The sequence below is a fragment of the Burkholderia sp. BCC1985 genome, assembly GCF_905339915.1.
Taxonomy (GTDB): Bacteria; Pseudomonadota; Gammaproteobacteria; order Burkholderiales; family Burkholderiaceae; genus Burkholderia.
Map to the genome: position 1 here is coordinate 267,824 of NZ_CAJPGY010000003.1, position 24,110 is coordinate 291,933.

Genomic DNA, 24,110 nt, shown 5'->3' on the forward strand with positions numbered 1-24,110 from the left:
CGGGAGCAGGCGGCGGAGCGCGGCGGGGTGGTGACGCGTCGCGAAAGGTCGTGTGTCGCCGGTTGGCGGCAGCGTGTATTTCTGACCCGATGCGCGGCAGCCAGCAAAATTTTCCGCCCGAAGCGGCAAGGACCGAATGGCGGCATCGGGTTGATTGCGTTCGTAGCGCGGGTCTTCCCGCGCTGCCGCAACCGGCCCGGCGACTACGTAATGCGCGGCTTTTTCACGTGCGCCCGTTCGGCACAATGGATCATTGCGCGTGGCCCGCCTGCCGCTGTGCCGGCACGTCACGCATGCCGCGGGAGAACGGACATGGTGTTGATGGCTGTGGGCGGGGGCGGACCGGTGAACGTGCCGCAGCCGCACGATGACAACGATCCGGCACCGACGAACGGGGCCGGCAGCACCCCGCCGGCGCAGACGCCGGAACAGCAGGCCCTCGCGGCCGCGCAGGCCGAGACGCAGCGCCTGCTGCAGCTCGCGCAGGCCGAAATGGCGACACTCAAGCGCCTGCACGACCAGGGCGCGTCGCAGGCCGATCTCGACAACCAGGTGAAGAAGGCCGAAGCGGCATGGGGCTCGGTGCAGGCGGCCGTCGAGAACCAGATGCGCGTCGCGGCCGACGGCGGCGGCGACACGAACAAGGCGATCGCGGGCGTGGCCTCGGATCTGCGCAATGCGACGCCGAACGATCCGGTGCTCGGCTCGGTGCTCGACGATGCGCAAAAGGCGGTGTCGGCCGAATCGGCGCCCGAGCGGGCGACCAACGTGAAGGCGTTCCAGTTCGCGCTGGCGATGCAGAAGGACCAGGCCGCGAACGCCGACGTGAAGCAGTACGACGCGCTGCCGGGCGGAATCCGGCGCACCGATCCCGACACCGGCGTGCAACTGCGCCAGGCGGCCGGCACGGCCGACACGAATGCCAACAACGCGTACACGGCCCTCACCACCGCGTTGCGCCACGAGTACAGCACGTCGGCCGCGACGCTGCGCCTGAACGACGCGAAGGCCGACTACGCGGCGTGGCAGAAGGAGCCGGGCGGATTGCGCCGTGCCGACGAGGCCGACGTCACGCAGGCGCTGGCACAGGCGCAGAGCCAGTACGACAAGGTCGTGACGGGCGGCGACGACACCGCACTGACCTACGTGACGGCCGACGAGCAGAAGCAGGTCGTCGCGTCGGTGAAGCAGAATCACGACGGCATGTGGTACACCGGCCTCGTCGACGCGCTGGGCGAGGAAAGCCAGCTCAAGCGCACGATCGCGACGATCAATCCCGACGATCCGTCGCTGTCGCCGCAGATGAAGCAGCTCGCGCAATCCGATCCGGTCACGTTCGCGCTGTTGCAGGACACCGGTGTGACCGTCGATCCGAACGATCCGAAGCTGTCGCCGCAGGAGAAGGCGCTCGCGCAGCAGAATCCGCTCGCGGAAGCGTTCGTCAAGCTGACAGGCGTTCCGGTGAGCACCGACGGCAAGAGCGACGCGGACGCGAAGGCGCTGAACGCGCAGATCGACCAGGCGGGCGGCGTGTTCGCGTACGCGTTGGCGCAGGCGCAGGCGGACAAGAACAATCCCGGTTACCAGAAGATCCAGACGCTGCTTGCGGCGGCGCCCGAGGTGCGGCTGCAGTACACGAAGCAGCAGGTCGCGCAGCTGATGCAGGGCCCGGGCAGCAATCCCGGCGCGGCGCTCCAGGTGCTGAAGACCAACATGGACGCGTCGTTCTCGCTCGACGAGCGCCAGACGCTGTGGACCCAGGCCGGCCAGCCGCATTTCGACGCGAAGTTCATCCATTCGCAGATCGATCCGCTGATGCAGAAGCCCGATGCGGATGCAACGGATCAGGCGAGCATGCGTGCGCGTTACGACGACACGATGAACGCCGACAAGGCCGGCAAGTGGATGCAGGACATCCTGAACAATGCGCCGCCCGAGTTCGCGGGCGTCGTGCTCGATACCGTCGAGCACGATTTCGGCAACAAGTGGATGCAGACGAACACGGGCACGTCGCAGCCGTACGGGCAAGGCACCGAGTTCTACAAGGGGCTCAGCAAGGCGGTCGGGCTGGCGGACCAGCAACCGACCGCGAGCGGCGTGCCCGTGCGGCGCGAGGACGACGTCGCGAACTGGCTGCTTGACGACAAGGGCAACGCGAAGACGCTGATCTACACGCTGCGCGGCAGCAACACCGGCTACGGTTTCGACACGGTGCGCGAGGCGCTGTCGTCGGGTGTCGATCCGGCGCTGTCGAAGGCGCTGCTGTCGAAGATGCAGAACGACGACCGGTTCCAGGCGGGCTTCGCGAACGACTTCCAGCTGCGTTACGACCAGGGCACCAAGAGTGCGCAGAACAAGCAGAACAAGGACGCCGCCAACGCCAGCTACAAGCTGTTCCAGGCCGATCCGGACAAGCAGCTGAACGCGTATTTCGACGACTTCCAGAAGAACTTCGACGACAAGTCCTACACGTTCACCACCGGCTCCGACCAGATGACGAACTTCGTCGGCGCGGGGCTCGGAATCCAGCCGGACGATCCGGCCGCGATGCCGACCGACCGGAACGACGTGCCGTCGATGGCGATGCTCGAGCAGTTGATCGTCGGCAACGGGCAGTTGCAGAACGGTGTGGCGGTCAACAGTCGGTCGCTGTACGCGAGGAATTCGGCGGCGGCGCAGATGATCCAGACCGTCGTCGACCAGATCCGCAAGGTCGGCGGCGACCACGCGGTCGTGTCGTTGGTGCCGATCTACTACGTGTCGAAGGGGACTGGTACCGCGCCGAGCGCATTGTTCAAGGTGCAGGTCGCGAACCATCCGGACCAGTTCAAGCTGATCGACGATCGCGGCTGGAAGTACGACACCGTCGACGACTACCAGCACAACAACGCGCTGTCGGACGACGGCAAGCTGTACGTGCCGAAGAGCCTGACGAACGGCGCGGCGTCCGGCGGTTACGCGCAATACGAATCGATCGACGCACACAAGACGGAGTGGTACCAGCACGTCGAACACTATCTCGAGATCGGCACGGGCATTCTCGCCGCGGCCGGCGGTGTCGTGCTGGTCGCGAGCGGCATCGGTGCGCCGGTCGGCGGCCTGATGCTCGGCGCCGCGTGGACCGCGGTCGGCGCCGGGATGGCGGTCGGCGTGCCGGCCGCGATCGGCGACCTGAACAATCTGAGCGAGCACGGGCAGTCGATCGGCTTCGGCAATGCGCAGGCGCGCGGCGACTGGATCAGCCTGATCGGCAGCGGCGCGGGCATCGCGGGCGGCGGGCTCGGCGTCGCGGCGAAGTCGCTCGCGGAGGCGTCGTCGCTGCTGCGCACGACGGGCCAGGTCTCGGACATGGTCACGCTGGCATCGCGCGGCGAGGGCGTGACGGCCGACGTGGCCGGTCTCGGCCGTTTCGCGCAGGAAGCCGATGCGTTCCAGTCGGTCGCGCAGACGACGGGCCGCACGGCCGGCGTGCTCAACGTCACGGGCGGCGCGATCGGCGGCTATCAGATGGTCGACCAGGGCGTGTCGCTCGTGAAGAACTGGGACGCGATGTCCGACTCCGATCGCGCACAGCAGTTGCTGAACCTCGGGATCGGCGTCGCGCAGATGGGCCTCGGCTCGCATACGCTGATGGAACGGCCGATTCGGGCGATCACGAAGACGCCGGCCCCGCCGGCGACGCAGCGGCCGATCGCGATCGACGTGGCGAACGCGATGTTCGCCAACGGGCTGGCGAACCAGCGCCTCGCGGTCGGCGAGATCGGCAACCCGTGGCAGCACGCCGAGGAACAGGCGGCCAGCTTCGGCGAGCCCGCCGGCGACGGCGAGCCGGTGTCGCCGGCGGAAGGCGGGCTGCGGTCGCGCTTCACCGCGTGGCTGCGCGCGCGCCGCACGCAGGGCACGCCGGACGACGGCGACGCGATCCTGCTGCGGCTCGCGCCCGATGCCGAAGGGATCGACGGCGAAGCGACTCCGGCCGTTGCCGCCGCGATCGCGGGCGATGATGCGACGCCGGCCGGGGCCGGCACGCCGGCCACGGCGGGACGCCCCGCGTCGTGGCCCATTCCCGCGCATGTGGCGGCCGATCCGGACGCGCTGGCCGGCGTGGTCGGGTCGATTCTCGACAGCGGCAACCGCCTCGAGGACGTCGAATACTACGTGTACGCGCTGGAGGACGGCGAAGGGAACGTGCGCAAGCCGGACGAAGACGGGCTCCCCTCGACCGAACGCGGCAACCTGACGGACGACATCCGGGCGGCGAACGCGGACGCGCGGCGCGCGGCGGCCGGAGACGATCCGGTGAAGCTCGCGGCCGCCGCCTCCAGCGAGGACGGCACGATCGGCGTCACGCGTTACGCGTCGTTCCACGACGCGATGATGGTCGCCCGCGGCGGCGTGGCGGCGGGCCGCTACCAGGTCGCGCTGGTCGACCACGGTGCGCTCGCCGCGGACGGTACGGTGCCGCCCGAAGCGGTGGTCGCCCGGGTCGGGCTCAACGACGCCGGCGACGCGCTGATGCTGTCGATGAACGACGCGTACGATCGCACGCTGCGCGTGATGTACCCGCGCGGGTTCGATCCCGCCAAGCCGCTGATCCGCAGCGAGGACGGCCGGCGTGTCGACGTGATCAACGCGCCGCCCGGCATGGACGAAACGCAATGGGGCGCGTATCCGCGCCGCGAAGCCGACCTCGCGATCTATTCGAACCATCCGGACCAGCCCGAGAACCGGCTGCCGGCGGGCGAGCGGCCATTGATGCCGGTGCCGCCCGGCTACTTCGCGGTGTACGCGCATGCGTGGTCCGACGCGTTCGCGAGCGCGACCGGCAAGCCGATGAGCGCCGAAGACCTGGCCGAGCTGGTGCGCCAGAGCGGCTGGGACGGCAAATCGCCGGTGATCCTCTATGCATGCGGCGCGGGTACGCGGGTGAGCCCGCTCGCGCAACTGCTCGCGAACGTGCTGGGGGTGGACGTGTACGGCGCAAGCGGCTTCGTCGCGTGGCGTTCGCCGCGTTATCGCAGCGACGGCAGCCCGGACTCCGGCTATACGACCGGCATCGTGGTGGAGCCCGGCGCCCCCAGTCTCGCGGGGAAGCCGGACCATTCGGTGCAGCATGCGCCGCGCACCTACCGCTTCTCGCCGGCGCTGGCGGTCATCGACCAGGGCGCGCACGCGGTCGACTGGAGCACCGTGGCGCCGCGCCCGGTGTCGAATCGCTGGGGCGGCAGCGGCGCGTCGGGCGACGCGCGCGTGCCGCTCGGCGTCTACGTCTGGCGCGTGCTGACGAATCGCGGCGGCGCGGTCATCAATCCGCGCAGCCGCCGCCCGGCGAGCGCGCTCGAGATGACCCACGCGCTGGAGGAACTGGCGTGGAAGGGCTATACGCCGGGCACGCCGATCGCGCTGGAGGGGCCGCACAGCGGCGCCGATCCCGAATTGCTGCAGGAATTCGCGGACCTGATCCAGGCGCCGGTGTTCGGCCGGCTCGGCGACGACGACGCGGCCGGCTGGCGGCGCGCGATCCCCGATCCGGGCCGCCGGCTCGCGCGCTTCCAGATCGAACCCGACGTGAACGGCAAGTTCTCGCCGGGCCGCGCGCAGCCGGTTCGCGTCAATCCGCTGGAATTGCGGCCGGTGCCGGGCTCGAATGTCGTGAACCTGCTGGGCCACGCGACCGCGCGGCAGTTCCTGAAGGTGTCGGGCTTCGACATCGCCGAATCGCATGGCACGAAGCCGCGCGACGTGAGCTGGGATAGCGCGATCGCCATCACGAAAGACGGCAACACGATGTCGCCCAGGGAATTCGCGCGCAGCCTGCTCGAGGATCCGGCCTACACGGAAGGCAACGGCGTGCTGCTGACCGGCTGCTATCTCGGCTCCGGCGGCTACCCGTTCGCGCAGGAGCTCGCGTATGAACTTCAGGTGCCCGTGATCGCGTCGATCGCGTCCAATTCGATACGCGGCACCGGCGCGCTGGAACTGCACCCGAACAGCGACGACATCGTCGTGCCGGCACACGATCCGGATGTGTCGACGCGGCTCTACCTGCATGTCCCGGAGGCGCCCGACGCGAACGAACCGCCGCTGGTGTTCGCCCGGCGCGGCGAACCCGCGCCCGGCACGGTGGCGCACGGGTACGACGGCGCGCCGGTCGAACCGGTGCGCCCGATCGACACGCAGATCGATCCGGACGCCGACAGCGGGCGGCGCGGCAGCACCGGCACGCCGGGCGATGCCGCGCGGCCGGGCGCGACGGCACATGGGCCGGCCCAGCCGCGGCCCCCGGCGCATCCGCGTCTCGCACCGGAGCGGGACGCGGGCGAGCCGCCCGTCGACGAGCCGGTTCCGGTCGTCGACGTGGTGCCGGGGCAGATTTTCACGGCGGACGAGTGGGCTGCGCGCACCGAGCAGGCCGCCGAGGCCGAAGCCGACGACGGCCTGTCGGGGATTCCGCAGAAGACGTACCGGAACAACAGCCGCGTCTATACGGACCGCACGATCGCCAACGACGGCGTGATGACGACGACGATTCGCGGCGAGTCGGTACTGCAACCGGGCTTCGACGACGTGACCGGCGTCGACGCGACGCAGCATCCCGAATTCCTGCGTCCGGCCGACACGCTTTTGATGCCGGCCGACGACCCGCTGCACCCGGTCGGCACGCGCGGGCTGATGTCGCCGCCGGGCCATCACGTCGTGTTCGGACACGGCATGTCGGCCGATGCGATGCTCGGCCCGGAAGGCCGGCCGGTGACGCCGGACGAGGTGGCCGAGCGTGTCGCGCCGCAGCTCGAGGCGGGGCAGGACGTGACGCTGTATTCCTGTTTCGGCGGGTCGGACAAGCACGATCCGTTGCGCGTCGCGCCGGGCCAGGTGCGGGCCGCGAGCGGGACGTTCGCGGCCGCGCTCGCGCAGCGGCTGTCCGAACTCACCGGGCGGCCGACGTCGGTCTGGGCGCCGCAGGACATCCTGCTCGTCAAGCCGGACGGCTCGGCCACCGTGCGCGTGACGCGCCGGACCGGCGAGGTCGACAGCGACCGCCTGCCGATGCAGCGCTTCGTCGGCGATCCCGCGCGGGCGGGCCGCCCGGCACTGCCCGCCGCACCGGACGCGGAGCCGGCACCGAGCGCCGCGCACCCGGCGCCGCCACGGGCCGAGCGGCCGGCGCGTCCGACGGTGCCGCGCGTGCCCGATCCGACGTTCGCCGATCCCGGCTACGACTTCACGCCGATTCCGGACGGCACGTTCGAATCGGTCACGCTCGACCATCCGTTCCGCAGCGCGCTGGCCGACCGGCCGGGCGTGATCGGCGATGCCGCGCGCGTGACGCAGGCCGGCGGCACCGTGAGCCAGCACTGGCCGAGCTATTTCCTCGACGGCCCCGAGCCGACCCGCGTGATCGACGACGTGATGCAGGCGTTCGACGCGGCCGGCCTGACGAACCTGCGCGTCGAATTCGTGACGGCCGACGGCAGCATCGTGCTGGGCAGCGGCACCGACTTCGGCGCGCTCGATCCCGAGGCGGGCTGGTTCCGGTTCAGCGGCACGGTGCCGGACGCCGCGGCATCGGCAGCGCACGCGACGGGCAGCACTGCCGCCGAAGCGCGGCGCGCGTTGCCGGACGGCGTGACGACGGTCGCGCACGACGATCTCGGGCAGGCGCTCGATGCGGCGCAAGCCGGGCCGCGCAATCACGCGTACGTGCCGGCCGATGCGCTGCCGGACGACACCGCGTTCGCGCAGGGCGACCTGACGCCGGCGGAACGCGTCGCGGCCAGCGCCACCGCGCATCTGGCCGCGGTCGAGGCCGCCGCGCCGGCCGACGTCGTGCTGCTGTCGGCACTCGGCCACGATCCGGCGAGTGCGCTGCGCATCACCACGCCCGACGGCGGCTCGCTGTTCAAGCCGGCCGGCGTCGACATGTACGTCGTGCGCACCCGCGACGCGGCGACGGGCGACGTGTCGTACCGGCTCGTCGGCGTCGATCGTTCCGGCTTGCCGGAAGGTTATGCGGCCGTGCATGCCGGCGGAACGCGCGCGCTCGGCGCGGTCGACGGCAACCCGACCTGGCCGAGGTTCGGCCACGCGGGGCCGGCCGGCCGTCTGGCGAGCCCGGCCGGCGACCCGGCGAGCAACCCGTCCGCTGCAGTGACCCCGGCTACCGTTTCCGGTCATTCAGCCGCCCCGGCCGCGCCGCAGGGTGCCGCGGCGGTCGAGGCGGCAAATCAGGCGCGCGCCGCCGACTGGCTCGACACCCTCGGCCGCCGCACGCTCAAGCATGTCGACGGCCGGCATGCGCCCACGCTGGACGGACTCGCCCGGCAGCTCGGCCCCAACGCGCATGTGCTGGTCACCGCGCATCACACGCCGCCCGACGGCGCCGCGGCCTATACGCCGCCGGCCTTCGTCGCGGTGCTCGAGACCGACGCGAACGGCGCGCTCGGCCCGGTGCGGATGCTGAACGGCAAGCGCGTGCCGCCCGCGCTCACCAAGGCGCTGGAAAATGCCAACAGCGGCGGCCGACGCGCACGCGGCAAGTTCGACTTCCATGTGTCGCCGGTCGCGCACGACGAACTGGTGGCGTTCGGCGGCCCGTCGAAGATCGAGACGCCGGACGGCAAGACGTCGTGGGACGTGACGGCGTCGGGCCATGCGATCGAGACGACGCTCGCCGGCGACGTGTCGAAGCTGCAGGACGCGCCGGTCTTCAAGCGGCCGCGCCAGGCCGTGCGTGCGGTCTCCGGCGCGCAGCGCTGGATTCACGTGGTCGACGACGAGACGGGCAAGGTGCTCGGCCATGCGGAACGCAACACGAATCACGAGTGGAAATATTTCGAAAAGGCGTCGGTCGGCGATACGGAGATTCCCGAGCAGGATCTGCGCACGGTGTTCCGGCGCCGCCGTCGCGGCGGCATTCCGGTCGGCCGGTCGCCGCGCCGCGGGATCCGCTTCGTCGTCAGCGACGTGGCGCCGGCCACCGTCGACCGCATCGGCGGGTTCCGGCCGGCGAAGGCGGCCCCGGCCGTCGAGAAGAAACCGATCCGCTCGGCCGGCGACCTGTTCCAGTCGATCGTGCCGGTGCGCCGGCCGCTATCGCGCGCGGAGCAGGGCGACGACGCGAACGCCGCGCCGCTGGCGCCGGTCGATCCGCATCTGTTGCCGTCGGACAAGTCCGCGCTCAACGCGGTCGACTTCAGCGGCAACAGCGTGTCGCACCTGCTGACCGCGATCCGCAACGGCGCGCTGGACAGCGGCCGCCATGTGATCTACGCGTTCAGGACGGACGGCGCGGTGGCCGAGGCGCTCGGCGATCCACTCGGCGTGATCGCCGAGCGCGATGGCGAGATGCGCTGGTTCGACAAGATCCCGCAGGTCAGCAACAAGAACCATCCGGGCGTGCCGCTCGACGCCATGCCGATCGGCAACGATCGCTTCGGCACGGACGTGCATTTCCTGCTCACGCAACTGTCGCCGCGCGATTTCCTGAACAGCGCGCGGCCGACGCGCGTCGCCGCGCTTGAAGCGCGCGCGAAGGCGCTGCACGATCAATGGAAGGCGGCGGAAGCGCGCGGCCTGCACTCGGCGCCGTTCCGCGCGCTCGCGGCCCGCACGCGGCACGGCTACAACGAGGTGCTCGCGGACTTGCGGCGCCTGGGGAGCAAGGGCACCGCGCCCGAGCCGCTGTCGATCGAGCCGTACCAGCCGGGGCTGTCGTCGGCGACCTCCGTCGAGTTCAGCCTGCGCCACGGCGCGGCGAAGCCCGAGCAGTATTTCGCGACGCACCAGCAGATCGAGGCATACAACAAGCAGGCGCAGCGGCCCGGCGACGTGAACCTCGTGCTGAAGGGCGAGCCGCAGGCCGTGATGGTCGACGTCGGCATGTGGCGCACGCTGCTCAACAAGCTGTACGTCGCGCGCGACGTGTCGACGTCCGCATCGCGGTTCCTGCCGGTGCCGGGCAAGCTGCGCGCGCGGACGCGCAACCTGGGCGCGGCGACCGTCGCCGACAAGCGGATCCGGCAGATCTTCACGCGCTCGAGCGAAGCGTTGCAGGATCGCATGGTGCCGATGGCGCGCTCGTTCTCGCTGAGCGACGATCCGGCGTTGATGGGCGCGCTGGTCGAACGGTATGGCGGCGTGATGCCGGTCGCCACGCTCGTGATCGATCCGCATTCGCTCGCGGCGGTGCTCGGCAAGGCGCACGATCCGGATTTCCTGCGCGCGGTACGCGCGCTCGGCGACCAGAAGCACGCGGTGTTCGACGGCGAGAACGGGATGATCCATCCGGCGCCGGGCTCCGACGGGAAGGCGCTCGCGCTCGACGATCTCGCGCATCTGCATCGCTGGCTCGACGAGGCCGCTCGCACCGGTTTCGCGATCCGGCTCGAGACGGCGCCGTCGCGCGCGCTCGTGTCCGGCGCCGACTACCGGTTCCAGTCGGGCACCAACGACACGTATCACGATTACGTGCGTGTGATGACCGCCCTCGAACGCTGGTCGAACGCGCATCCCGACACGAAGGCGCCGAACGTGATGGTCACGTTCCACGGCTGGGACGCGGTGCCGGAATCGGTGCCGGGCGGCGGACACGAGAAGCTGCTGCGCGCGGTGCTCGAGCGCAAGGGGCTCGAATGGGTGCACATGGGGCTGTCGTACGGCACCCACGGCGCGGACTTCATCGGCAACCAGGATCTCACCGGCGCGCTCGCGAAGCTGATTGTGGAGAACCGCAACCGGCCCGGGATCATCGACCGCCTGCATGGCGCCGATGCGCTCACGCGCGTGTTCGAGCGGGTCGACCGGCAGACGCTGGCGAACCAGCATCAGCTGCTGTTCGCGGAAGTCGAGCGGCTCGGCGCCGCGGACGGCATGACGCCCGCGGACATCGCCGCGCTGCGCCAGAAGCTCTACGAAGGCAACACGACCGTCTGGCTGAACCAGGCGCGCAAGGCGACGATCGAGCATGCGATGCCGCTGTGGGATGCCGACGGCAACCCGCCGCGCACCGGGACGGACGAGGGCGCACGCAAGTTCGGCGGCCGCTGGCTGGCCGACTACGGCGCCGGCGTGCCCGACCGCGTGACCACCGGCAAGCGGCCGGCCGCCGCCGACCCGCTCGACCACTGGCGCGCGGTCGTGCACGATCCGGCGCTGATCAACGACGGCACCAAGCCGATCGGCACGAGCCGCCGGGAAGCGGCGCAGCTCGCGAAGGTCGACATTCCCGACGCGAAGCGCGCGCAGGCGGAACTGCATGCGCTGCGGGTGCACGACGAACCGATCGGCGAGAACACGCCGCCGCCATCATCCAGGCGGATCGCCGGCGACATCGCGGCGGCCACCGTGACCGGCGGCGCCGGCGCGGGCGTGCTCGTCGCGGTCGGCCGGGAGTCGGTGCGCACCGCGACGAACTCGCTGTATGCGGGCCTGCGGGTCGGGCGCGTGTTCCAGGCGCTGCATCACGGCGCGGTCGCCAGCCTGAAGAACGGCGATCCGCGCGTGTTCGATCGCGTCGTCGACCGGCTCGTGCGCGGGCTGCAGGCACAACTGAAGGCGAACGGCTTCGACGTGGACGCGCGCGGCGCGCAGCTGGAGCAGATCGCGCACGAAGGCAAGGCGATGGCCGCCCAGCTGCGCGCGCTGAACGACGACGGGATGCTGTCGTTCGACGATACCGTCGCGCACACGAAGGCGATCGCCGCCGACATGCTCGCGCAGATGCAGGGCGTGGTCGGCGGGACGTCGCTGAAGCTGCTGCATCACGGCAGCCCGCGCCATTCGGTCGGCCGCGTCGGCCGCGTGCTGGCGCTCGGCGGCTACGGCGGCTCGATCACGATGAATGCGTTCAGGGCGATCTCGCACGGCGACCTGCTGGCCGGCGGACAGGCGATCGGCGGCGCGTTCAGCGCCGTCTACACCGGCATCGTTTACAAGGGCAGCCTGCGCGGCGTGAATGCCGAGAACCGCAGCCAGCTGGCGCGGATCGCGAGCGCGACCGGCGACTACCTGACCTCGGCGGTCGGCATCGCAACCGGCGTGCATACCGCGCTGACGGTGGATCCGGTGACCGGCACGCTGACCGCGATGTCCGGCGCGCTGCTCGGCGCCGGGCGGCTGCATTCGCATTTCCCGAACGCGACGCCGTGGATGGAGCGCTTGCCGACCGGCATCGCGCTGGCGCCGGTGGCGATCTTCGGGATCATGCAGGGGATCAGCCTGTACACGTCGGCAACCGCGTCGGACGATCAGCACAAGGCGCCGGGTTCGTCGCCGAAACCGTCGGGTTCGAGTGCCGGGGCGCCGACGCCGGGTGCGTCGTTTGCGCCGTCGCCCGGCACGACGAGCGCACCGGTGCAGCCGAATGCGTCTGCAACGCCGTCGGGATCGGCGACGGCATCGGCGTCGGCGAGCGCGCAGCCGTCGGGTACGCCATCGCAACCGGCGCAGCCTTCGACGGGTTCACCGAGCGCCGCGCCCACGCCGCTGACGGTGACCGTGGCGGCCGGCGATTCGTTGTGGACGATCGCGCAAAGTCACGAAGGATCGTTGCTTGCCGCGGCACACGTGCCGGCCGACCAGCAGCAGCGGATGTCGGACGGTCAGCGGATCGACGTCGCGCTCAACGAGATCCTGCAACTGAACCGGAACCTGGCGAGCAAGCCGGGCGAGATCGATCCGGGGCAGCAGGTCGTGGTCGGGTGACGGGGGCGGCGCGCGGAACGTGTGCGGGGCGGATGCAAGCGACACGTCGCGCTTGACGACGAGCGACGGGCGGGCGCGCCATGACGCGCATGCATGCGTCGTCGTCGCCGGCCCGTGCGTCAGCGCAGCATTGCCTCCGCGCCGACATCGTCGGACCGCGGCAGTACGGTCAGGCCGTCGCGCAGCGCATACGCGATCACTTCGGCGACGTTGTGCAGCGCCAGTTTCGACATCAGGTTCTGTCGATGCTTGCGTACCGTGAGCACGCTGAGATTCAGCCTGATGGCGATGTCCTTGCTCGAGTGCCCGTTGGCGATCAGCACGAGGATTTCCTTCTCCCGGGCCGTCACCGGCGGCACGGCCGCGGCGCCGGTGTGCTCGAGGACATGGGCGAGCGAGTCGCTGACGTAGCGGATGCCCGACAGCACCAGCGCGACGGCACGCAGTAGCTCGTCGCCGTCTTCGTGCTTGAGCATGTAGCCGTCGACGCCGATCGCCACGGCCGCCCGGACCGTGGCCGGGTTCTGATTGCCCGTGACGACCAGGATCCTGGTCTGCGGCGCTTGCGCCTTGACTTGCTTCGCCAGTTCGATGCCGGGGAAGCCGGGTAGATCGAGATCGAGCAGCAGCAAATCGGCCTGCGTATCGCACACCAGCCGACCGACCATCCGGCCGTCGCCGGTCTCCCCCACGACGGTCCAGTTCGCTCGCGTCTTCAGCAGCAACTTCAGCCCGTCGCGAATGATGGCGTGATCTTCGGCAAGCACGATTTTTTTCATTTTTCTTTCGCCTTCTCCCGGGGCACCCGGAAGCTCGTTCCTTTGCGACAATACGATGCAACCCCGTTGCGACGTGTCACGCGGCGGGCGAGATCGACGCCCGCCCCGTTCAACGCCGGATCCGCTACGCGATTTTGAAATGGCAAACAGGATAGCGCAAGAATACCGTGCCGACGTGCAGCTGGAACTGGTCAATACGCTGTACCGACAGTCTCCGCCGATCCTGTTCGGCAACATCGCCGTCGTCAGCCTGACCACCTTTCTGTTGTGGCACGAGGTGTCGCGGCATGCGCTGCTCGCGTGGGCCGCGGCGATCTGCGTGCTGACCGCGATCCGTACCGCCATGGTCTGGCGCGATCGCCGCGCGGGCGAACATCCTGCCGGGACGGCCACGCGCCGCGCGCGGAAATACATGGTGTTCGCGGGCGTGTCCGGCTGCCTGTGGGGCGCCATGGGCGTGCTGTTCTTTTCGCCGGACAACACGATCGTGACCGCGCTGATCTGCATCGTGCTGGCCGGCATGACCGGCGGCTCGGTGGCGTCGCTCTCGTCGTGGTGGCCGACCTACGTGGCTTATGCGTTGCCCACGGTGCTGCCGTTCGCGATCCGGTCGTTCGCGTACGGCAGCGCGCTGTTTTCGGTGCTGGGCTTCCTGTCGCTGTTCCTGCTCGCGGTCAATCTCGCCTTCAGCCGGACGCTGCAGCGTACCGTGCGCGATGCCGTGTCGCTGCGCTTCGAGAACGTCGACCTGATCCGGCAACTGACGCAGGAGAAGGAGCGCGCCGAACTCGCCAATCGAAGCAAATCGCAATTCCTGGCCGCCGCCAGCCACGACCTGCGTCAGCCGACGCATGCGGTCGGCCTCTACATCGCGACGCTGCGGGCGATGGCGCGCGCGCCGAGCGTCGACGGAACCGCTCTCGACGACATCGCCGAACGGCTCCGCACCGCGTTGAAAGGCATGTCGCAATTGCTGAACGTGTTGCTGGACATTTCCCGGCTCGACGCGGGCGTGATCGATGTCGAGCCGCGCCGCTTCGCGCTGCAGCAGGCGCTCGACGCGCTCGACAGCCAGTTTCGTCAGGCCGCGCTGGCCAAGGGGTTGACGCTCAGGATCCGGCCGACCGCGATCTGGCTGGAAACCGATGCGGTGCTGCTGCACACGATCCTGTCGAACCTGCTGTCGAATGCCGTGCGCTATACGCAGCGCGGCGGCATCCTGCTGGCCTGCCGGCGTCGCGGCACCGACGTCGAGATCCAGGTCTTCGATACCGGCATCGGCATCGCGGGCGATCAACTGCCGCACATCTTTCGGGAGTTCTACCAGATCGGCAACGCGGCGCGGGACCGCGAGCAGGGGCTGGGCCTCGGGCTCGCCATCGTGCAGCGCACGGCGGCGCTGATCAATGCGAGCGTGCAGGTGCGTTCGACCGCGGGCCGCGGCTCGCTGTTCTCGGTGCGGCTGGCCATGGCCGACCATGCCCCGTCGCGCGCCACCGGCGCGCACCCGCCGGGCGAGCGTGCGGACACAGGGCGCGGACAGGCGCGCAAGACCATCCTCGTCGTCGACGACGATCGCGACGTGCTGGCCGGCATGCAGACGCTGCTTCAGACCTGGGGGCACACCGTGATCGCCGCGCCATCGCTGGAGCGTGCGATCGAGCTTGCCGCGCCGCGGCGCGCCGAACTGGACATGATCGTGACGGACTTCAGGCTGGCGGGGCACGTGACCGGCGCCGACGTCGTCCACCGGGTGTTCCGCGTCATCGAACGCGAGATTCCGGCCATCATCATTACCGGCGATACGTCGCCCGAGGGCATCCATGCCGCTTCGTCGAGCGGCTTCAGCGTGATGCACAAGCCGCTCGACCCGCAGGAAATGCAGACCTTGATCGACGCGTCGGCGTGACGGCGCCGCGATGTCATCGCACCGCGCCCGCTCGGCACCCGCACGCGAATGCGACGCGTTCGCGATGGCAGCCGGCGCGGCCGGTGCAGCGGCGACGGCACTACTGCATCTGCGGTATTTCCCAAACGAAACGGGTGCAGTACCTTCGCACCTGCTGGCAATCGTAAAAAAACAGTCGCGCGGGGTAGCGAAGAAGGCAGGACAGCCGGGGAGACCAACCCACGGTTCGGGCCGCACGTCCGATCGAATCGGCGCGGCGCCGGCACGGCCTGATGCCGCGGAACAGGATCGGTCGCAGTGCGGCCGATCCTGTTCCAGGCGTCGTCCTTTCTGAAAGCAACGCGACAGGGTGCCGTGCCTGCACCCTGAATCGCGCTCGCCTTGCGCATGAGCCGACCGGCCTCTCGCGGTCGAATCCTTGAACGGTCATGGCGCGGCCTCGCCGCCCGCCTGCCTGGAGCGCAACGGTGATGGACAATCTGCCCAATATCATGGTGGCCGCGTTCCCGGCCTTCGCGGTGCTGATCGCCGTGGAAATCGCACTCGCGGCGGTGCTCGGCCGGTCGCTGTACCGGACCCGCGACACGCTGGCGAACCTCGCGCTCGCGGCCGGCGCATTCGTCGCCAGCGTGCTGACCGGCGGGCTGGTGCTCGCGGTGCTGAGCTGGGTGTACGCGCACCGGCTCTTCACGATCCCGACGAACGTCTGGTGGGCGTGGGTGCTGTGCTTCTTCGCGGACGATTTCAGCTACTACTGGTTCCACCGCCTGAGTCACGAGATGCGCTGGTTCTGGGCATCGCATTCGGTCCACCATTCGTCGGAACAATACAACCTGTCGGTATCGCTGCGCCAGACGTGGACGGGCACGATCACCGGATCGTTCCTGTTCTGGGCGTGGATGCCGTGGGTCGGGTTCCATCCGAAGATGATCCTGTTCATGCAGTCGGTGAGCCTGATCTACCAGTTCTGGATCCACACCGAAGCGATCGGCAAGATGCCGCGCTGGTTCGAGGCGGTGCTGAACACGCCGTCGCAGCATCGCGTCCATCACGGCAGCGATTTCGACTATCTGGATACCAACTACGCCGGCACCACGATGATCTGGGATCGGCTGTTCCGCTCGTACACGCCCGAGCGATTCACGCCGCACTACGGGCTGACGTCGAGCATCGGCACCGACAATCCGTTCAGGATCGCGTTCTACGAGTGGCGCAATATCGCGCGCGACCTCGCGAAGGCGGACAGCCTGCACACCGCGATCCAGTATCTGATCCGGCCGCCCGGCTGGAGTCCCGACGGCAGTTCCCTGACGACGCGCGATGCGCGGCGTGCCGCACAGCAGGTTTCCTGAGAAGGCGATATGGCTCACACACGCGATCCACACGACCGGCGCCACGATGCGGCGCCATCCAGCGCCGGCCGCCGGCAATTCCTCGAATACGCGGGCGCGGGGTTGTTGTCCGCGATGCTGCCCGGGTGCGGCGGCGCGGACACGATTCAGCGGTCGACCTACGACGCGACCATCGCGGCGGGGCGGCAAACGATCCAGGCCGCGCTCGATGCCCATCCGCGGAACCTCGCGGGCATCTCGGTCGCGTTGCTCAAGGGCAATCAGGTCGTGTGGGCGCAGGCGTTCGGGAATGCGTCGATCAACCCGGCGGTCGCCGCCACGCCGACGACGCGCTACAACATCGGTTCGGTATCCAAAGTGATCGCGGCGCTGGCCGGCGTGATCCTGCAGGATCGCGGGCTGATCGACCTCGACGCGCCGATCGTCCGGTACGTGCCGTCGTTCACCATGCTGTCGCCGCAGTATGCGCAGATCACGTCGCGTCATCTGCTGTCGCATTCGTCCGGGCTGCCCGGCCAGAACGTCGACGACATGTTCTCGTATGCGCCGATTCCGGGCTATGCGGCGACCGCGCAAAAGGTGCTCGCCAACGAACACCTGAATCATCCGCCGGGCCAGTTCGCGGTGTACTGCAACGACGGCTTCACGATCTTCGAGCTGGTGGTCGCGGCAGTCACCGGGCTGAGCTTCGCCGATTTCGTTCAGCGCGACATTCTCGCGCCGCTGAACATGACGAATTCCGGCTTCCTGACCAGCGTGCCGACGAGCGGCCAGTTCGCGCTGGCGTACGCGAACGGCAACCAGTACGGGCAGGAATTCGCGAATCCGTACGCCACCGGCGGCCTGTCGACGACGCCGCTCGACATGATGAACCTCGCGCAACTGTTCATCGGCAACGGCGTGTTCCAGGGGCGGCGCATCGCGTCGGCGGCCGGAATCGCCGACATGCTGACGGACCAGACCGACCGGTGGCAGATCAAGTCGACCCGGCTCGGTTACTCGTATGCCTATGGTCTCGGCTGGGACGACGTCGACGATCCGGTCCTGCGCGCGGCCGGCGCCGCCGGCGCGTACAAGAGCGGCGGCACGCAGTTCTTTTCAAGCCATTTCTACGTGCTGCCGGCGGCGCAAATGGCGCTGATGATCACCGGCAGCACCGGCTATGACGCGGCCGGCATCGCGCCCGCGATCCTGCTGCAGGCGTTGCAGGAAGACGGCAGCATCGCCGGGGCCCCCGCGAAGGTGAATGTCGCTGCACCGCCGGCGGCTGCGTCGCCGGACGTTTCCGCGGTCGGCGGCGTCTACGGCAACGAATCGGCGCCGATGCAGGTCGTCGTGAACGCGGACGGCAGCCTGGCGTTGACGCAATGGAACGGCACGGCGTGGATGGACGCCGGCCCGAGCAGCGCGCCGTACGTGTATCGCAGCGACGGCTGGTGGTGGAGCGACGGCGATACCGTGTCGTACCGGTTCGATATCCTGCCGGGCACGGACGACGCGGGCAACGCGGTGAGCAACCGGTATCTGACCAAGCGTGTCGTCGACGGCTCGGGCTATGTGTTCCGCGTCACGCCGTATGCGCAGCAACTGCCGGTGCTGCCGCGGCTCGACGCCGCCTGGCAGGCACGTGTGAACACGTCGTGGAACGTGATCAACGAATCGGCGCAGTCGGTGTTCTCGGGCGGCAAGCTGCGGGTGTCGCTCGGCAGCCTCGACGCGTTGCCGGGCTATGTCCTGTTCGCTTACAGCACCAGCGGCGGCGCCCACTTCAACTACCAGTTGTTGAAGCCGCTGGCCGACGACCGCTGCGGGATGACGGTGCAGATACCGGTGATGCCCGGCCGCGATCTGTTCGAAATCAGCATGACGAACGTGAGCAATGTCGAGACGATGGCGGCTTCCGGATGGCTGTGCCAGCGCGCGTGAGAGCCGGCGGGAAGGGCGCGAGGCGCGACGTTCGGCGGCAACCCGGCTCCGGTGTTAAGGCTGGGAGCGCGTGCCTTCGTGATCTCGTGTCGCATGACGATGGACAGGCGGTCAACCTCGAGGGCAAGCTCGAGCGGTCACGGCCTCGCTCGCAACGTCACATCGGCATTCGGCGTCGCGCCCACCTTTTCGAGCGCCGCAACCGCGGCGTCGTTGCCTTGCAGGATGGCGTTCTGCAGTGCGGTGCGGCCGAGCGCATCGACGTGATCCGGGTTCGCGCCACGGGCGACGAGCACCGGCAGCATGTCGAGGCGGCCGAACAGCGCGGCGAACGACAGCGCCGTTTCGCCGGCGTGATTGGCCTGGTCGATCGGGCAGTGCGTATCGGCGAGCCGCTTCGCGATCGCAGTCTCGCCCTTGAACAGCGCGCCCATCAGCGCCGTGTTGCCGTGACGGTCGCCGAGACACGGGTCCGCGCCGTTGCGCAGCAGATAGTCGAGCGTCGCGGGCTGGTCGCGATAGGCGGCGAGGATGACCGCCGTGTAGCCTTCGCGCGTCGTCGCGTCGATCGGATAATGCGCGTCGACGAGCGCCTGCAGGATGTCGATGCGGCCGAGGCGGGCGGCGGTAAACCATGCATCGTCGTAGCGGCGCAGGTCGGCGTGTGCGTCGGGGTGGGGAACGGTCGCGGGCGGCGCAATCTGCGCGCAGGCGGCGAACGCGACGGCACCCGCGATCGCGAGGGTGCGGAAGAGGGCGGTTCGGAGTCGGTTCTTCATCGGCATTGTGCGCCGCGCGTGGCCGCGCGGCGCAATCGGACGATTGGTCGGGACGCGAAGGCCGCACGAGCAGCCTTCGCGAGATTGCCCGATCAGTTCTCGACGAGCTTGTCGGCGAGCGATTTCACGCGCGACAGGTCGGCGTGCGTGGCACGTGCAAGGCGGCTACCGTAGTCCGCATCGGCCTTGTAGAAGTACGACAGCATCGCGTACTTGTTGGCGTCGTTCGTCACGTGGTTCAGGTCGCCCGACAGCGCGGTCACGAGGTCCTGCCGTTCTTGCGCGGGCAGCATGCGGTAATACTCGCCCGCTTGCCGGAAGTTCAGCGTCTTGCGGATCGCGGCCTGCTGCGTCGTGCCGGCAAGCGGCGTCTGGACCGACTTGTAGCGCGGGTTCTGCGCGAGTTCGTTCAGCGTCGACGGCTCGTAGTTAACTTCACCCTTGCGGTCGCCGAAGTTCATCGCGCCGTCCTGGTTGTTGTTCGTGACGGCCACGCGCGGACGGTTGATCGGCAACTGATTGAAGTTCGCGCCGAGGCGGTACATCTGCGTATCGGCGTACGAGAACATCCGGCCCTGCAGCATCCGGTCTTCCGACGGCTCGATGCCCGGCACCATCCGCGACGGTGCAAAGGCGGATTCCTCGGTCGACTCGAAGTAGTTGTCCGGTACGCGGCTCAGCGTCAGCGTGCCGATCTTGCGCTCCGCAACGCCGGCCCACACCTTCGTATCGTCGAGCGGGTTGAAGTCGAACGCGTCGAGCTCGGACGGCTTCAGCACCTGAATGTAGAGGTCCCACTTCGGCGCGTCGCCGGCCTTCAGTGCGCCATACAGATCGTTCGTCATCAGGTTCCAGTCGGCGCCGATCGAACCCGGAATGTCCTTCGGACGCAGCCCGTGCATCCCTTGCTCGCTCTTCCAGTGGAACTTCACGTACGTGAACTTGCCGTCGGCGTTGACGAACTTGAATGCGTGCACGCCATAGCCGTCCATGTGCCGGTACGAATCGGGCATGCCTTCGATCGAGTACAGCCGCGTCAGCATGCTGGTCGCCTCCGGCGCGTGCGCGAAGAAATCGAACGCGAGGTTCGCGTCCTGCACGCCGGTGACGGCGCTCGGCTTGTTCGCATGAACGAAGTCGGGGAACTTGATTGCATCGCGGATGAAGAAGATCGGCAGGTTGATCCCGACCAGATCCCAGTTGCCTTGTTCCGTATAGAACTTCACGGCGAAACCGCGCGGATCGCGCGCCTGCTCGGGCGAGCCGCGATAACCCATCACGGTCGAGAAGCGGACGAACACCGGCGTCTTCGTGCCGGGCGTGAAGACCTTGGCCGTCGTCAGGTCGCTGATGTCGGCACTCGGCACGAATTCGCCGAACGCGCCGGTGCCGCGCGCATGCACGACACGCTCGGGGATGCGTTCGCGATCGAAGCGCTGGAGTTTCTCGATGAGATGCGAGTCCTGCAGAAGCACCGGCCCGTTCGGTCCGGCCGTCTGCGAATTCTGGTTGTCGCCGACGGGCGAGCCGTTGTCGCGCGTCAGTTCAGCGGCATGAGACGAAGAGGCCAGTGCGACGCAGGCCGCGGCAATCATGCTTTGCAAAAAGCGATTCGCGGTGTGTGACATATCGATGAGATTCCTTGGCTGAGGGGGGAAATGCCGACGAAATTTAATCTTTCCGACGTGGGGTGAGCCAATTGAATCTCGCTAATTGCGTGATAGGCAGTCGTATTTCTGTCACGCAAATGATTCGGCAAACTAAATTATATTTTCGTCGATATGTGGTAGCTGATTCGGGATCGTCGATCAGGCGACTTTCCCATCAGACGATCGAGTCCTTGGGCTGGGCGTGGCCCAATTGCCCGCGGGAAGGCCCTTCCTGTTGCGCACGCGCGGCCGCAGGCCGGGACGGTGGCGTCGATGACGGCGCCGAGTGAGACGACCTGGATCGAATCGATGCGTGCGCAATCATTCGCGTGCGGCGCGGTGCCTGGTGTGATGACGAACGTCCCGGGCAATCGTGCCCGTGAACGCAGGTCGATTGACTTCCGCGCGCGCCGCGACAAAGAATCAATCGACACGACCCGGCGGGCCGTCAGGCCGGATGCGGGATGTGAGAGGCGAGACCGGCACACGGCCGTTTGTCGGGCACGTCGCGGCCTCGCCACCGGCAGTCCCATCAGTCATGCGAGGAACTCATGCCCTACCTCATTCAAAACGTACAAGGTCCCGCGCCGCTGGCGGTTGGCGAGCGCATCTGGGGAGATGCGACGCAAATCGATTTCGGCGCGATGACGAGCTGCATCGCGCTCGTCGAACAGACGCCGGGCCAGCCGACGTCAGTGCGCGGGATCCATCTGTCGATCGTCAGCGGCGACGGCACGCCGGTCTACGATCCGGCGTCGAACGTGGCCGGACAGGTCGGCACGATCATGCAGCCGAGCGGCAACCTGCGTGCGTGCCTCGGGCGCATCGACGTCTGGCAGGCCAGCCAGTCTCAACAGTTGCGGGATTTCTTCGCAGGGCTGATGCAGGGCCTCGACATGACGACCTGGCTGCAGTTGCCGGACGGCAACCTGCAGGTGCGGTTCAACAGCGACGTGATCCAGTATCGGCAGGGCACCGGCGCCTGGACCGACACGTAGGCGGGCCGCCCGGGTGAAGCCGGCGCGGGACACGCGAGCGTGCGCCGGCGCAGTTGTCATGGCCGCGTCGATCAGCGTCACGCTGCCGCTTGTTTCAGCCGCGACGGCCGCTCGGCCGTTGAAAGGGGCTAAAGGAATCGCACAAGATCCCGAGTTGTCCGGTACTAGGTGTCTTCCCTGAACGGGATCGCCATGGCCGCTCACCGCGGCTGCCGCAGAGCCGGCGATGACGGCGTACGGCCTTGACCCGCAAGGCTTCCGGGCGGAATGGACGCATCCGGCAGCCCGATGGACCCATGCCTGAACGTAATGACTTTGAGCAATTTTGGCAATTTTCAAACAATGCATCGAATCCCATACTGCGGCTCATCCAATCACCGCCAGCCTGAGTGGCGAACCGCAGAGGACTCGAGATGCAACGAAACACAAGTGGGCAGCCGACCGTTCGCGATGCCGTCGTGGACTTGATGCGGCGCCTCGGAATGACGTCGGTGTTTGCCAATCCCGGCTCGACCGAGCTGCCCATGTTCCGCGACTTCCCGGAGGACTTCCGGTACGTGCTGGGATTGCAGGAAGCCGTCGTCGTCGGTATGGCGGATGGATATGCCCAGGCGACCGGCAATGCCGCTCTGGTCAATCTGCATTCGGCGGCCGGTGTTGGCAACGCGATGGGCAACATATTCACGGCTTTCAGGAACCGGACGCCGCTGATCATTACTGCCGGCCAGCAGGCCCGTTCAATTCTGCCGTTCGATCCGTTTCTGTCGGCATCGCAAGCAACCGAGTTGCCGCGGCCCTATGTGAAGTGGAGCATCGAACCGGCTCGTGCCGCGGATGTTCCGCTTGCGCTCGCCCGTGCTTACCACGTGGCGATGCAGGAGCCGCGTGGCCCGGTGTTCGTTTCCATTCCGGTCGACGACTGGGATCAGCCGGCCGACCTCGTCGAGGCGACACGGGTCAGCACCCGGTTCCGCCCCGATCCGGCATCGATCGCGGAGATCGGTGACGCGCTGGACAACTGCAAACGGCCGGCCATCGTCGTCGGCGCGGAACTCGATCGTGCCGATGCCTGGAGCGAGGCCATCCAGCTCGCCGAGCGCCACAATGCGCGGGTTTATGTCGCGCCGATGTCGTCACGCTGCAGCTTCCCTGAAGATCACCGACTTTTCGCCGGATTCCTTCCGGCGATGCGCGAAAAAATCGTTCGGATTCTGGATGGGCATGACCTGATCTTCGTCGTCGGGGCGCCGGCTTTTGCGTATCACGTCGAAGGCAGTGGGCCGCATGTGCCTGATGGCGCGGCGTTGTACCAGCTGATCGACGATCCGGCTACCGCGGCGTGGACCCCGGTCGGCACGTCGGTGGTGGCGAACGTTCGCCTGGGGCTGGCGGACCTGCTCGCCCGTCCGGCGCCGCGCGGCCGGCCGTTGCCGGCGCCTCGCGAGGTCGTCGAGCGAGCCGAGCCCACGGCGGTCATGTCGGTCGCGTATGCGTTGCAGACGCTCTCCGAGGTGCGCGACGCAGCGGATATCGTGGTCGAGGAGGCGCCAAGTTCGCGGCCCGTCATGCAGCGTTATCTGCCGTTCACGCGCAGTCAGACGTTTTACACGATGGCAAGCGGCGGTCTGGGCTACGGCATGCCCGCCGCGGTGGGCGTGGCGTTGGGCAAACCCGGCCGCCGCGTGATCGGCCTCATCGGTGACGGCTCGACGATGTATTCGCCGCAGGCGATCTATAGCGCGGTCCAACTCGATCTCCCGATCACCTTTGTCATCCTGAATAACGCCCGCTACGCCGCCTTGCAGGAATTTGCGCCCGTCTTCGGCTTCTCCGCGTCGGATCCGGTACAGGGCACCGACCTCGCGGGGCTGGATTTCGTTTCTCTGGCCAACAGCATGGGTTGCGAAGGGGTGCGAGTGAGCGACGCGCCGTCGCTGAAGTCCGCGCTGGAAGACGCTTTGTCTTCGGGCAAAACGCGCCTTGTAGAAATTGTCGTGGCCTGACCGCGAGTCGGTG

At 68.4% G+C, this 24,110-nt stretch carries 9 protein-coding genes; 6 read left to right on the forward strand and 3 right to left on the reverse strand.

Features of this window, described 5'->3' with window-relative positions; all coding sequences use genetic code 11:
• Nucleotides 1-312: 312 nt before the first annotated feature.
• Nucleotides 313-12,702, forward strand: a complete 12,390-nt coding sequence (locus tag U4Z31_RS04670) for an LWXIA domain-containing protein (RefSeq protein WP_321809573.1) — start codon at nt 313-315, stop codon at nt 12,700-12,702.
• A 119-nt stretch (nt 12,703-12,821) separates the two neighbouring features.
• Here the strand turns inward: U4Z31_RS04670 and U4Z31_RS04675 are convergent, their stop codons facing one another.
• Entirely contained in the window at nt 12,822-13,481 is a 660-nt protein-coding gene (locus U4Z31_RS04675) for a response regulator transcription factor (protein ID WP_321809574.1), read from the reverse strand.
• Nucleotides 13,482-13,620: 139 nt separating this feature from the next.
• On the opposite strand from U4Z31_RS04675, the gene U4Z31_RS04680 reads away from it, so the two are divergent.
• The 3 genes from U4Z31_RS04680 to U4Z31_RS04690 all read left to right on the forward strand — a co-directional run bounded on the left by U4Z31_RS04680 (nt 13,621) and on the right by U4Z31_RS04690 (nt 18,668).
• Nucleotides 13,621-15,390, forward strand: coding sequence for a hybrid sensor histidine kinase/response regulator (locus U4Z31_RS04680; RefSeq protein WP_321809575.1), 1,770 nt, complete (start codon nt 13,621-13,623; stop codon nt 15,388-15,390).
• A 470-nt stretch (nt 15,391-15,860) separates the two neighbouring features.
• Nucleotides 15,861-16,742, forward strand: coding sequence for a sterol desaturase family protein (locus tag U4Z31_RS04685; protein ID WP_321795622.1), 882 nt, complete (start codon nt 15,861-15,863; stop codon nt 16,740-16,742).
• 9 nt (nt 16,743-16,751) lie between these two features.
• Nucleotides 16,752-18,668: a serine hydrolase domain-containing protein gene (locus tag U4Z31_RS04690; protein ID WP_321809576.1), complete on the forward strand. Its 1,917-nt coding sequence runs from the start codon at nt 16,752-16,754 to the stop codon at nt 18,666-18,668.
• A 137-nt stretch (nt 18,669-18,805) separates the two neighbouring features.
• On the opposite strand, the gene U4Z31_RS04695 is transcribed toward U4Z31_RS04690, so the two are convergent.
• Both U4Z31_RS04695 and U4Z31_RS04700 read right to left on the reverse strand, forming a co-directional pair.
• Entirely contained in the window at nt 18,806-19,447 is a 642-nt protein-coding gene (locus U4Z31_RS04695; protein WP_321809577.1) for an ankyrin repeat domain-containing protein, read from the reverse strand.
• Nucleotides 19,448-19,539: 92 nt separating this feature from the next.
• A complete protein-coding gene (locus U4Z31_RS04700; protein WP_415750265.1) occupies nt 19,540-21,042 on the reverse strand; it encodes a catalase in 1,503 nt (500 codons plus the stop codon).
• Between the two features lie 605 nt (nt 21,043-21,647).
• Here U4Z31_RS04700 and U4Z31_RS04705 point away from each other — a divergent pair.
• Together U4Z31_RS04705 and mdlC are read left to right on the forward strand one after the other, a co-directional pair.
• Nucleotides 21,648-22,094, forward strand: coding sequence for a hypothetical protein (locus tag U4Z31_RS04705; protein WP_321809579.1), 447 nt, complete (start codon nt 21,648-21,650; stop codon nt 22,092-22,094).
• 413 nt (nt 22,095-22,507) lie between these two features.
• Complete coding sequence (gene mdlC, locus U4Z31_RS04710; RefSeq protein WP_044844563.1) at nt 22,508-24,097, forward strand: benzoylformate decarboxylase; 1,590 nt, start codon at nt 22,508-22,510, stop codon at nt 24,095-24,097.
• Nucleotides 24,098-24,110 lie beyond the last annotated feature (13 nt).

What these genes read in the sequence shown, in the direction of transcription:
- U4Z31_RS04670 (WP_321809573.1), top strand. Translation starts at nt 313, where the DNA reads ATGGTGTTGATGGCTGTGGGCGGGGGCGGACCGGTGAACGTGCCGCAG.
- U4Z31_RS04675 (WP_321809574.1), bottom strand. Translation starts at nt 13,481, where the DNA reads ATGAAAAAAATCGTGCTTGCCGAAGATCACGCCATCATTCGCGACGGG.
- U4Z31_RS04680 (WP_321809575.1), top strand. Translation starts at nt 13,621, where the DNA reads ATGGCAAACAGGATAGCGCAAGAATACCGTGCCGACGTGCAGCTGGAA.
- U4Z31_RS04685 (WP_321795622.1), top strand. Translation starts at nt 15,861, where the DNA reads ATGGACAATCTGCCCAATATCATGGTGGCCGCGTTCCCGGCCTTCGCG.
- U4Z31_RS04690 (WP_321809576.1), top strand. Translation starts at nt 16,752, where the DNA reads ATGGCTCACACACGCGATCCACACGACCGGCGCCACGATGCGGCGCCA.
- U4Z31_RS04695 (WP_321809577.1), bottom strand. Translation starts at nt 19,447, where the DNA reads ATGAAGAACCGACTCCGAACCGCCCTCTTCCGCACCCTCGCGATCGCG.
- U4Z31_RS04700 (WP_415750265.1), bottom strand. Translation starts at nt 21,042, where the DNA reads ATGATTGCCGCGGCCTGCGTCGCACTGGCCTCTTCGTCTCATGCCGCT.
- U4Z31_RS04705 (WP_321809579.1), top strand. Translation starts at nt 21,648, where the DNA reads ATGCCCTACCTCATTCAAAACGTACAAGGTCCCGCGCCGCTGGCGGTT.
- mdlC (WP_044844563.1), top strand. Translation starts at nt 22,508, where the DNA reads ATGCAACGAAACACAAGTGGGCAGCCGACCGTTCGCGATGCCGTCGTG.